We start from the raw sequence: 12,210 nt of genomic DNA, 5'->3' as shown, positions 1-12,210 counted from the left end.
ACAAGTGTGGCATAAGTATGGCATCAATGGGGCATAAGTTCTGGCCAGGGGGACTTAAATGGACTTTGGACAATAAATTTTGTCTGGGATGCCATGGAAGCAGCTGAGTGGGTGAATTCTTTTGATTTTTTCCGGCTCCATGACCTTCCTAGCTGAACGATCGTAGACTGGCGTGAGGAACATGCGATGAAATTAGGATTGAGTGCGTTGGTTTTAATAGGATTGACGGTCATTCCAGGCTGTGGCGATCGCTCCGGAGGCTATCGCACCACACCCGTGACGATCGTGAATCGCTCTTCGGCTGAAATAACCAACGTCACGGCCAAAGGGCCAGGATTTTCCCAGCCGGTAGGGACGATTCCTCCGGGACAGGCGCGTCAGATTTCGGTGCAGCCTTCTGGAGAAGCGAGTTTACAGTTAGAATTTGAGGCCCAAGGCAAGCGTCATACGTCCCGTCCCGATGGCTATTTTGAAGGGGGTGGGAGTTACCAGGTCAAAGCCACGATCGAGGCGGACTTCTCCGTTAAGGTCGATACTCAAATTCAGTGAAGTCGCTGAGCTGGGGAAACGGGGCGGACAAGGCAGATCCAAAGGACGACACCGCTCTATAATTAGATGCACTGATAATCGCGATCCGGCTTCGTCCCTGGCTTTGATTTGTGAATGACTTCAACTCCCAATCCAGCATCCCTGATCAGCGTTGGAATCTCTATCCCGCGCGATCGGAGCAGGCCATCAAATTAGCTCAGGCAGTGGGAATTTCGCCCGTCATTGCCCAGGTGTTGATCAATCGGGGAATTAAAACGATCGACCAAGCGGAAATTTTTTTGGATCCCGATCGGGAAGAACTCCCCTCGCCGCTGGAGGATTTCCCGGACTTACCCCTGAGTTTGGAACTGCTGATCCAGGCAATTAACCAAGGCCAGCGCATTGCCATTTGCGGCGATTACGATGCGGACGGCATGACCAGTACTGCACTGTTACTCCGATCGCTGCGGTCCCTCGGTGCTGTTGTAGATTATGCTATTCCCAGTCGGATGAGTGAGGGCTATGGCATTAACCAACGAATTATCGAAGAGTTTTACCACGAAGGGGTTAGTGTTGTTTTAACCGTTGATAATGGTATTTCTGCCTATGATCCGATCGTATTGGCGCGAGAGTTAGGTCTAGTGGTGATTATTACCGATCACCATGATGTCCCGAAAGATATTCCACCGGCCAATGCTATTTTGAATCCTAAACTGATTGATCCCGATTCGCCCTATCACTCCATGGCAGGGGTCGGGGTCGCCTATATTTTGGCCTTGGAGTTAGCTAATAGTTTAGGGCGGGGGCAAGACCTGCGGGAGATGCTACTGGAACTGTTCACCCTCGGCACGATCGCGGATTTGGCACCCTTGACGGGGGTGAATCGGCGCTGGGTACGGCGGGGGCTGCATTTGCTCCCCTATTCCCAAATTCCAGGGATACAGGCATTGATGCAGGTGTCTGGGGTGATGGGGGATAAAAATTTAAAGCCAGATGCGATCGGGTTTCGGTTGGGGCCTCGGATTAATGCGATCGGGCGCATTGGCGATCCGGTCACGGTGATTGAATTACTGACGACGGATGATGAAGGGGTGGCGCTGGAACGGGCCATGCAGTGTGAGCAGGTCAATAAGCAGCGACAACAACTCTGCGAACAGATTGAGTATGAAGCGGTTGAAGCTTATGAAACCGGTGAAGTGAATGCCAAGGAAGATCGAGTATTACTCATGGTTCAACCGGAATGGCACCATGGGGTGATTGGCATTGTGGCATCGCGGTTAGTAGAGCGCTATGGCGTTCCGGTATTCATTGGAACCTATGAGGATGAACATCCAGATGTGATTCGGGGATCGGCGCGGGGAATTCCAGAATTTCATGTGTTTGAGGCGCTGGAATTTTGTAAAGAGCTGACGATTAAGCATGGAGGCCACCGAGCTGCGGGGGGCTTTTCGTTTCCGGCGGCGGCGTTGGAGGAGATGCGATCGCGGTTGAGTCTGTTTGCCCATGGTTGTTTGCAGCCAGAACATCTCAAGCCGTTGGTGACCGTCGATGCGTTAGCGAATTTTGAGGATATTGATTATGACCTGTATTTAGAAATGGATGCATTGCACCCCTGCGGCATGGCGAATCCGGAACCCGTATTTTGGACGCCGAATGTGCAGGTGTTAACTCAAAAATTAGTGGGGCGCGGCCACATTAAGTTGTCGTTGGCGCAGGAGGATTGGCAGTCCGATCGTCCTGCGAAGCGGTTAGAGGCGATCGCGTGGCGTTGGGGCGATTATCATCCGTTACCATCGGCGATCGATGTGGCCTATCGGCTGAAAAGCAATGAGTGGCAGGGGGAGGTGTCGATTCAGTTAGAGGTGATTGGGGCGCGGTTGCCGGAGGAATCGAATTCGGGGGGGGTGGCATTTGTGCATCGCGATCGCACCTATCGCTGTCAGATGATCGATCGTCCGGGCAAACCGGAACTCCGGATTCGCAATGACAAGGGGGACGTTTTGGCGATTCAGAAGGGGGAACGCATGGGGACGCTGGGGAAACGGTTCCATCCGTCTCAGGCAGTGGATGTGACGCAGGAACCCTACTACAGTTTGGTGAAGACGGCTGCGGAGGTTTGGCGGACTCAGGGGGAACCGTTGGAATCGACGGGACGATCGGAGGCCGGGTAGTAGCTCACAGATCTGTGACTCAATCAGCTCAAAAAAAGAGGGAGGCGTTGAATGTCCTCCCTGATTTGGGATAGCGATAGTTAATTGGGCAAGTACATTGCCATCGATCGGGGCCTCTCACGCCGATCTCCCCTCAATGGGCAGATTATTCAGCACGCATGTCTAAACACGCATGTCTAAACACGCATGTCTAAACACTAATATCATCGTGGGCAAAGCGGTTATACAGGAAGTCCAGCGCACGGTTCCGCAAATCGTAGTAGCGTGGATCTTCCAGAATTTGAGCCCGATCGCGGGGACGGGGGAAGGGAATATCTAAAATTTCGCCAATCCCAGCCGCAGGGCCGTTGGTCATCATCACCAAGCGATCGGCCAAGAACAGACATTCATCAATGTCATGGGTCACCATCAGAATCGTACACTTGTGATCCAGGAAAATTTGCGACAGTTCCTCCTGCATCTCTTCCTTGGTAATCGCATCCAACGCCCCAAAAGGCTCATCCAAAATCAGTACCTCAGGCCGCAGACAAAACGCCCGCGCGATCGCCACCCGTTGCCGCATCCCCCCGGACAGTTGGGGCGGCTTCTTGTCCATGGCGTCGCCTAGGCCCACCATGACGAGGTGTTCTTGGACAATATGATCTTTTTCCGCTTTGGACTTGTTGGGATGTACCGAATCCAACGCCAGGTAGACATTATCGTAGGCAGACAGCCAAGGCATGAGGGAATAGTTCTGGAACACCACCATGCGATCGGGGCCAGGTTTCGTAATCTTTTGTCCCCGCTTCCGCACTTCGCCCTCGTTGGGATCGGCAAAGCCCGAAATCGTATTGAGCAACGTGGACTTGCCGCAACCAGAGTGGCCAATCAGGCAGATAAATTCGCCTTCTTTCACTTCTAGGTTAATGCCCTTGATCACCACGTTCGGGCCAGAGGCCGTGGGATAGACTTTCGTGACGCCATCCAAGACGAGAAAGGGCGCAGTTTGATCGGGAGCAGCGTTTTTAGGTTTTTGAATGCTGTAGGTCATGGCACAGGTTGATGGATAGAGGTGAAGTGCTGGACAACCAGTCTGATGCCAGAAAGGGGACTGGTGCAGTCCAACTTTTCAGAATTCGGCAACGGTCAGGCTTAGGCAACGGCTCTCGCAGGGCCGATCGGGATTTCTGCCATGGTCACATCCCGCTTAATCGCTAGACCGTTGAGATAGGCGATCGGATCATCAGCGTTAAATTGCGATCCATCGACTAGCTGAATGGAACTGCGGCTGTAGGAAATCTCAGTCATCCCCAACTCACGGGAAGCGGTACCAAACACGCCCACCTGACAGATGTTTTCCACCACTTCCACCCAGTTGCGGGGGAAGGGCACATCGCCCCAGCGCGCCATCTGCACCATTTGCCAAAGGTGTTCTGTCCGGCTGGGACGGTTCACCCCTTCACCAAAGAACACATGGTGGGCCACAGAGTTCACCCCTGGAACCGTATCCCCAGGGCCACCCAGGTGAATGTATTCCAAGTTGGTGCCAAGATACTCCCGCCGCATCAGAATTTGGCAAATTTCCGCCGCGTTGGCCGGATCAGCACAGTAGCGGCAGGCATCCAACAACGCCTTGGCTAAGGCAATGTGAGTATTGGGATAGGCCGCAGCCCAATCGGCACGGCAGCCTAGCACTTTACCGGGATGGCCGGCCCAGATGTCCACGTCCGTGGCGATCGTAAAGCCTACACCTTCCATTTCCGCCCGCAGGTTCCAAGGATCCCCCACGCAGAATCCATCGATCGTGCCACCCTTCAAGTCCACCACCATTTGCGCCGGGGGAATGGCCTTCAGTTGCAGGTCGCGATCGGGGTCAATGCCAGCCGATGCTAACCAATAGCGCAGCAGCATATTGTGCATCGAAGACGGGTGCACCACGCCCATGCGGTGGGGCTGATCCGGTGATTGTTCAATCACCCGCTTGAAATCCGCCAGGGTTTTCACGCCCATGTCTTGGAAGCGGCGATCCAGGGTAATGGCGTTGCCGTTGCGGGTCATGGTGAGGGAACTGACCACGGGCACACTCTGGGCTCCCGCGCCACCGAGGGTAATCCAGGCGGGCATTCCCGACGGCATCTGGGCTGCATCAATGTAGCCCCCGGTAATCCCATCGGCAACGCCCCGCCAAGTGGACTCGCGGACGAGGTTGACTTCATCCAAACCATGCTTGGCAAAAAAGCCTTTTTCCTGGGCGATCGCCATGGGGGCGCAGGCCGTCAGAGGCACAAAACCCAGTTCCAGGTTGACCTTTTCCAGCCCGTGGCGGGGCACCACTTGGACTTTCTTGGCCCGCATTTTCTTGACCTGCTTCTGTTGGTTCAAGAAGTAGATGATTTCGCTGCGGAGCTGGTAGTAGCTGGGATGTTTGACGGCTTCCAAACGGCGACGGGGACGGGGAATGTCCACTTCCAAAATGCCGCCAATTTTTGAGGCAGGCCCGTTGGTGAGCATGACGATGCGATCGCTCATCAGCACCGCTTCGTCCACTTCGTGGGTCACCATCAGCGCGGAGATTTGATTCTCTTCACAAATCCGCACCAACTGCTCCTGCAAGTTACCCCGCGTCAGCGCATCCAACACCCCAAAGGGCTCATCCAACAGCAACAATTTCGGCTGAACCGCGAGGGCTCGGGCGATCGCCACCCGTTGCCGCATCCCCCCGGAAATTTCCGGCGGCAGTTTGTCAATACATCCAGCCAACCCTACGACGCCGATGTAATGTTCAACAATTTCCTTCCGCTCGGCGGGCGTCTTTTCCGTCAACACTTCGTCCACCGCGAGGGCGACGTTGTCCCGCACCGTTAGCCAAGGCAGCAGCGAGTAGTTTTGGAACACGACCATGCGATCGGGGCCGGGTTTGGTAATCGTCAACCCATCGAGGGTCACTACACCATCGGTCGCCAAGTCCAACCCGGCAATCATGTTGAGCAGCGTCGATTTGCCACAACCGGAGTGCCCGATTAGCGCAATGAATTCCCCCTTGCGAATTTTTAGGTCAATCCCCTTCAGGGCGATATATTCCCGACCACCGGAGAGCGGAAAGGTTTTTCCAGCGCCCTCAATGTTCACCAATTCTGTATTGTTCAGTTCCAGGGTTGTCATGCATGCCCTCCTGTAATCCCTGTGGTTGTTATGCTGTTTTGCGTAAATCCAGTGCAGTCAGTCCAGGCTGTTTAATCCCGGATTGCATCACGCTAGGACTCATCTTCGGACTGACCTTTCAACTGACGTTGGAATGGGTCTTAGGACTGACCCTTCATGATCAGCGTTTGCAACCAAGCCATGAATTTATCGAGCAGCAGACCCACCATCCCGATGTACAGCAGTGCTAACACCACTTCACTGATGTAGTTATTTTGGTACGCTTCCCAGATGAAGAAACCGATTCCGACAATCCCAGACATCACGATTTCGGCTGCAATAATTGCCAACCAGGACAAGCTGATCGCAACGCGCAAACCCGTGAAGATGTAAGGCAGTGCGGAAGGGAGCAAAATCTTGAAGAAGTACTTCTGTCTGGAAATTTGGATCACTTTCGCAACGTTGTTGTAATCCTGGGGAATCTCCTTCACCCCCACTGCTGTGTTAATCAAAATCGGCCACACAGCGGTAATGAAAATCACGAACAATGCAGCGGGTTCGTTTTTGTTCAATGCGGCGAGGGAAATCGGTACCCAAGCCAGCGGCGGAACGGTTCTCAAGAATAGGAACAGCGGATCTAAGGCTTTGGATAACACTGGGGTGGTACCAATGGCAATCCCCATGGAAATGCCCACCACTGCCGCGATCGTGTAGCTGATGCCCACCCGACCTAGACTAGCCAGGGTCTGCCAGAACATGCCTTTGTCAATGCCGCCATTATCATAGAAGGGATAGAACAACAGCATTCTCGTCCGCTCATCGGTGAACAGGCTGCTCGGCCCCGGCAGTAGGGTAATCCCCGATGCAGATAACCCTTCCCAAATCAGTAAGAAGGCTAAAATCGCGATCGCGGGGGGAGCCGCATCCTTAATCCATTTATCAAACTTAAAGCCGGAGCCAAAGCTCTTGCCGATCGTTCCAGTTGCCATTCTGTTCTCCTCTGAATGAATGAATTCTTGAATGAATTCTTGAATATCTACATGAGCCAACGGATCTACGAACGAATTGACTAATGAGTTAATGTACGTTAGTCAAGTGCCAACCCATTCGTGGCGTGGTCAATCAGTGAACCCAGGTTACTTAAAGGTCTGAATCTAAAATCTGAACCCAAAGTCTGAACCTAAAGTTTGAACCTAAAGCCTGAACCCAAAGCTATCCAATTCCAACGGACTAGACTAAACCTTAATAACTAAGCCTTAATTGCCTTAATCTTCAGACTATCTAGATAAGCCTTAGGCTTGCTGGGGTCAAACTCAACTCCGTCAAAGAACTTCTCAATTCCTCGGGATGGGCTCTGGGGAATATCCTTGACTGTAATTTGGTTATTCACCATAGCCAATTCCATCGCAGCTTCTTTCCAGTACTTCTCACCGTTGACGCTCTTGATGATGCGATCGGCTTCACCCAGAATTTCCGGCGGTTGGAAACCCCAACGCACGCTTTCGGTCAGGAACCACAGTTCATGGCTTTGGTAAGGATAGGACACACTGGCTTTGTTATCCTTCCAGTACATCGTCCGGAGCTTAGGATCAACAATCTTGGTGAATTGATCGCCTAAGGGATACTCGCCATCATAGGGAGCCCGCAGGAACTGGGTCGGTACGTTGAAATACTTGCGCTGAGCCAGAATTTGCACCATTTCATCCCGGTTCTTGGGATCATCACACCACATCTGCGCTTCCATCACCGCTTTGAGCAGGGCCTTGGTTGCTTTGGGGTGTTTCTCAATCCAATCCCGCCGCAGCGCCAGATATTCCTCGGGGTGATCTTGCCACACCTGGGCATTCAGAACGGCCAAGTAACCAATCTTGTCGCGCACGATGCGGTAGGGCCAAGGATCTCCAGTACTGAAGCCATCCATCGTCTCGGTGCGCATGTTGGCCACGGTTTGGGAGGCAGGAACCGCCAATAGATCCACATCCTTATTGGGATCAACCCCACCCGCTGCTAACCAATAGCGAATCCAGAAATCCTGGTTGACCTTGGGGAAGGTGTAGGCCGCTTTGAACTTGTTGCCAGCAGCAGCGAGGTCTTTAATATACTGGCCACCGCCTTGGGTCAAATCCAGTCCGATGCCTTTGCCAATGTGCTTTTTCGCGATCGCGATGCCGTTTCCGTGGGTACAGAGTTGGGCCAGAACCACCATGGGAATTTTGCGATTCCCTTTGGTAATCAAGCCTTCAGAAATTAGGTGAGGCATGGGCATCTGCCACTGGCCCCCATCAATCCCGCCACCAGCAGAACCAATTTCGATATTGTCCCGTGCTGCCCCCCAGGATGCTTGCTTAGAAATTTGCACCTGGGACATGCCATGGCGCGCAAAAAAGCCTTTTTCCTGGGCGATAATCAGGGGAGCAGCTTCCACGATCGCGATGTATCCTAATTTAATGCCAGGAACTTCCGGCATTTGCGCTGACCCTAAGTCCAGGGCCTGCGCCTTAGGCGATAAACTAGAGGGTGAAGGTGGATTCAGGGAGCATCCTTTCATTAAAGCTGCACCGGCTGAAACCCCTGCGGTAAGCAAGAAATGACGACGTGAAAACGAACGCAATGGCTGTTTCATGGAAAAGACCTGACAGATGAAAAGAACGATCGAACGAAATTGCGATCAGATTCAATCACAGTTGAGAACATCAGAATGAAATCCATCCTTACTCGTCAGTAAGAACTCATCAACTGTTACGATTCAAAACCATCCTTAATAGAAAATGGGATTCAGATAGCTCACTGGGTTTCAACATTACGACTGCTTTTCAAGTCATCAAGCCGAATCGAGACAGTTCAATTCAGGGGCTGATTTTTGAAGCAACGATCGTAGTTATGAAATCTAATGAGCCACTGCTTAGCGGGTTCAAGAAATTTCTTAAAACTAAGCTTACCGTGTTTAGCAAATCTGTAAATAGGGTGGGGGGATGAACAAATGCGTTTTCCTCAATACCTAATATAAGAAAAGGTTGTCATCACCCGCCCCCTTTCTATAGGTGTTATGCGTTTCGAGCAATTCCTGATGGCTTCATATCTTCTTCATTAATTGCAAAAAATCCTAAAACCCTTACCTAACAAGGATTCTGAATGCATTGATTGGATTCTATCAAGGTTGTCGATCATGAAAAATCGTCCAGAATCAATAGATCTGGACTGATGCAACTAATCAAAACTGAAAATATTACTCGATGGTTGCTGAAGCTGATTTCAGGCAACGTTTGAATTGTAAAAATAGACTCGATTCAATCCATTACTCTGCTGTATCGTCATGGGCAAAGCGGTTGTACAAGAAATCGAGGGCGTAGTTGCGAATCTTGTAGTACTCCGGCATTTCCATGATGCGACTGCGATCGCGGGGACGCTTGAAGGGAATTTCCAGCACTTCCCCAATCTGCGCCGCTGGCCCATTGGTCATCATGACTAACTTATCTGCGAGAAACAGCGCTTCATCGATGTCGTGGGTAATCATCAACACGGTGTTGCGGCTATTATTCCAGATTTTCAGCAATTCTTCCTGGAGTTCCTCCTTGGTAATGGCATCCAGCGCCCCAAAGGGTTCATCCAAAACCAGCACTTCGGGCCGGATCGACAGCGCCCGCGCGATCGCCACCCGTTGCCGCATCCCCCCGGAAATTTGCGGCGGCGTTTTTTCCATCGCCTCCAGCAGACCCACCATTTTCAGGTGTTCTTTGACGATGTCGTCCTTTTCACCCTTGGATTTATCGGGATAGACGGCATTGACGGCCAGGTAGACGTTTTCATACACCGTCAGCCAAGGCAGCAGAGCATAGCCCTGGAACACCACCATGCGATCGGGGCCGGGGCGGGTGATCGATTGGCCTTTCAGTTTCACCGTGCCCGCCGTGGGTTGGGAAAATCCGCTGACCATATTGAGCAACGTCGATTTGCCACAGCCGGAATGCCCAATCAGACAGATAAATTCACCCTGCTGAATCGTCAAATTGACGCCATCTAGCACGACATACTCGCCGTTGGGGGTGGGGAAACTCTTTTTGACATCCTTGAGAACTAGGAACTCATCGGTGGTTGCCGTTGAACCGATCGAACGAGCGTTACTGGAGGTACTAACCATAGACTCTGGAGCAGATAACGTTTTCATAGACTGAATTCCTGGGCAATTGTGAGTCAGAGCGAGCCAGTTTCAGACGCTAGGCCATTTCAGACGCTAGGCCATTTCAGATGCTAAGCGATGGCTGGATTAAGCAGCCCGTGCCGTGGGTACCCCCAACAGGACATCCGCCATGTAAATGTCATGCTTAATCTCTAGGCTATTGAGGTAACTGATCGGGTCATCGGCGGTAAACGTCTTGCCATCAAAGAGCTCGATCGCGCCTCGGCTGTAGGTCGTCATGTCGGACAGACCCAATTCCCGCGCGGCCACACTAAACACACTGACCTTACACACCCGTTCCAGCACCTCCACCCAGTTGCGGGGAAACGCCACATCCCCCCAGCGGGCCAGTTGGGTCAGCAACCACAGATTTTCCGTGCGGCTGGGACGGTTGGCCGTGCCCCCAAAGAAAATGTGGTGGGACAGTTGGCGCGTGTCTTGGGTGACGCTACAGGTGGCCTGTTGTTGATCGCTCAGGTAAATGTACTCGTGATCCATGGATAAGTACTCCGCTTGGGAGAGAATCTCGCGCACTTCGCCATGGTGAGCCGGATCGGCGCAGTATTGGCAGGCTTCCAGCAAGGCTTTGACCAAGGCTACGTGGGTATTGGGATAGGCTAAGGCCCAGTCCTCCCGCACGCCGAGCACCTTACCGGGGTGGCCGTTCCAGATTTCCAAGTCCGTGGCAATTTCGTAACCCGTTTCTTCCACAACGGCCCGCGTCACCCAGGGTTCTCCGATCGAATAGCCGTCGATCGTTCCCGCTTGCAAGTTGGCGACCATCTGCGCGGGCGGTAAGGGCAGCACCTCCACATCCTTGTCAGGATCAATGCCCCCCGCTGCTAACCAATAGCGCAGGAGCAGGTTGTGGGAAGAGGCCGGGTGGGCAACCCCAAAGATATGCTTTGTATCCGGAGTCGCTCGCAGAAAGCGTTTTAGATCATTGAGGCTGCGAATGCCCTGATCGGCAAAGCGCTTATTCAAAGCGATCGCGTTGCCGTTGCGGGTCAGGGTCAGGGAAGTGGCAACGGGAACGGGCTTGTCATTCATGCCGCCCACGGTCATCCAGACGGGCATTCCCGACGGCATCAAGGCTGCATCCATGTAGCCTCCAGCAATGCCATCCTGAATCCCCCGCCAGCTGGATTCCCGCACTAGGTTCACTTCATCCAAGCCATGGTGGGCAAAGAAGCCTTTTTCCTTGGCAATGACGATCGGGGCACAGGCCACCAGGGGCAAAAAGCCGATTTCTAAGTTGACCTTTTCGAGACCATGGCGAGACACCACCGTTTGCTTGCGAGCACGGAGCTTTTTAATCAACTTCTGTTGGTTCAGGAAGTAGATGATTTCGCTGCGGTACTTGTAGTAGTTGGGATGCTCCACCACTTCCATGCGCTTGCGGGGCCGGGGAATATCCACCTCCAGGATTTGGCCAATGTTGGATTCCGGCCCGTTGGTCAGCATCACGACCCGATCGCTGAGCAAAATCGCCTCATCCACGTCGTGGGTCACCATAATTGCGGTGACCTTATTTTCCTCGCAAATCTTCATTAACTGCTCTTGCAGGTTACCGCGCGTCAAGGCATCCAGCGCCCCAAAGGGTTCATCTAACAACAGCAATTTGGGACGGATGGCCAAGGCCCGCGCGATCGCAACCCGTTGCTTCATCCCGCCGGACAATTGCTCAGGGGGCTTGTCGGCGGCGTGGCGCAGACCCACCATGTCAATGTGGCGTTCGATGACTTCTTCCTGCTCTGCCTTGGAGAGATGGGATAGCACATTTTTCACCGCCAACCGGATGTTTTCCCGCACGGTCATCCAAGGCAAGAGGGAATAGTTCTGGAACACGACCATGCGATCGGGGCCGGGACGCAGAATTTGTTCGCCCTGCAACATGACCACCCCTTCCGTTGGCAAATCCAATCCCGCCACCATATTCAACAGCGTTGATTTACCACAACCGGAGTGACCAATCAGGGAAATAAATTCCCCTTTCTCGATGTTTAACTCAATGCCCTTCAGTGCAACGTATTGCCCACCTCCACTGAGGTCGAAGGTTTTCTCTAAGTTCTCAACCGTAACAAAAGTCATGATACTGGCTCCCGCAATTCTGAAATGATGGGAATGCTTTCTACCAATCCAAGATTAGAAAAGGTGAGAGAAACGAAAACAGAGGAGAACAGAATGAAAATCCTGTTTTGTCTCTCCCACCGC

8 protein-coding genes are annotated in these 12,210 nt (G+C 52.6%); 2 read left to right on the top strand and 6 right to left on the bottom strand.

The window, feature by feature from the left end:
* Positions 1-186 precede the first annotated feature (186 nt).
* Together H6G21_RS03970 and recJ are read left to right on the top strand one after the other, a co-directional pair.
* The gene (locus H6G21_RS03970) at positions 187-549 is read left to right on the top strand and encodes a hypothetical protein (protein ID WP_190570771.1); all 363 of its coding nucleotides are present in this window, start codon (positions 187-189) and stop codon (positions 547-549) included.
* A 110-nt stretch (positions 550-659) separates the two neighbouring features.
* On the top strand, positions 660-2,699 hold the full coding sequence (gene recJ, locus H6G21_RS03965; protein WP_347277973.1) for a single-stranded-DNA-specific exonuclease RecJ: 2,040 nt from the start codon (positions 660-662) through the stop codon (positions 2,697-2,699).
* A 190-nt stretch (positions 2,700-2,889) separates the two neighbouring features.
* Here recJ and H6G21_RS03960 read toward each other — a convergent pair whose 3' ends face one another.
* The 6 genes from H6G21_RS03960 to H6G21_RS03935 all read right to left on the bottom strand — a co-directional run bounded on the left by H6G21_RS03960 (position 2,890) and on the right by H6G21_RS03935 (position 12,090).
* Positions 2,890-3,729: a nitrate ABC transporter ATP-binding protein gene (locus tag H6G21_RS03960; protein ID WP_190570768.1), complete on the bottom strand. Its 840-nt coding sequence runs from the start codon at positions 3,727-3,729 to the stop codon at positions 2,890-2,892.
* A 101-nt stretch (positions 3,730-3,830) separates the two neighbouring features.
* Entirely contained in the window at positions 3,831-5,840 is a 2,010-nt protein-coding gene (locus H6G21_RS03955; RefSeq protein WP_190570766.1) for a nitrate ABC transporter ATP-binding protein, read from the bottom strand.
* A 140-nt stretch (positions 5,841-5,980) separates the two neighbouring features.
* A complete protein-coding gene (gene ntrB / locus H6G21_RS03950; RefSeq protein WP_190570764.1) occupies positions 5,981-6,808 on the bottom strand; it encodes a nitrate ABC transporter permease in 828 nt (275 codons plus the stop codon).
* Between the two features lie 260 nt (positions 6,809-7,068).
* On the bottom strand, positions 7,069-8,442 hold the full coding sequence (locus tag H6G21_RS03945; RefSeq protein ID WP_190570762.1) for an ABC transporter substrate-binding protein: 1,374 nt from the start codon (positions 8,440-8,442) through the stop codon (positions 7,069-7,071).
* Between the two features lie 672 nt (positions 8,443-9,114).
* Positions 9,115-9,957: a nitrate ABC transporter ATP-binding protein gene (locus H6G21_RS03940; protein WP_190571243.1), complete on the bottom strand. Its 843-nt coding sequence runs from the start codon at positions 9,955-9,957 to the stop codon at positions 9,115-9,117.
* Between the two features lie 126 nt (positions 9,958-10,083).
* A complete protein-coding gene (locus H6G21_RS03935) occupies positions 10,084-12,090 on the bottom strand; it encodes a nitrate ABC transporter ATP-binding protein (RefSeq protein WP_190571240.1) in 2,007 nt (668 codons plus the stop codon).
* Positions 12,091-12,210 lie beyond the last annotated feature (120 nt).

The sequence above is a fragment of the Alkalinema sp. FACHB-956 genome, assembly GCF_014697025.1.
In the GTDB taxonomy this organism is placed as follows: domain Bacteria; phylum Cyanobacteriota; class Cyanobacteriia; order Leptolyngbyales; family Leptolyngbyaceae; genus Alkalinema.
This window is presented reverse-complemented; position numbering and strand designations above follow the sequence as displayed.

What these genes read in the sequence shown, in the direction of transcription:
- H6G21_RS03970 (WP_190570771.1), top strand. Translation starts at nt 187, where the DNA reads ATGAAATTAGGATTGAGTGCGTTGGTTTTAATAGGATTGACGGTCATT.
- H6G21_RS03960 (WP_190570768.1), bottom strand. Translation starts at nt 3,729, where the DNA reads ATGACCTACAGCATTCAAAAACCTAAAAACGCTGCTCCCGATCAAACT.
- H6G21_RS03955 (WP_190570766.1), bottom strand. Translation starts at nt 5,840, where the DNA reads ATGACAACCCTGGAACTGAACAATACAGAATTGGTGAACATTGAGGGC.
- ntrB (WP_190570764.1), bottom strand. Translation starts at nt 6,808, where the DNA reads ATGGCAACTGGAACGATCGGCAAGAGCTTTGGCTCCGGCTTTAAGTTT.
- H6G21_RS03945 (WP_190570762.1), bottom strand. Translation starts at nt 8,442, where the DNA reads ATGAAACAGCCATTGCGTTCGTTTTCACGTCGTCATTTCTTGCTTACC.
- H6G21_RS03940 (WP_190571243.1), bottom strand. Translation starts at nt 9,957, where the DNA reads ATGGTTAGTACCTCCAGTAACGCTCGTTCGATCGGTTCAACGGCAACC.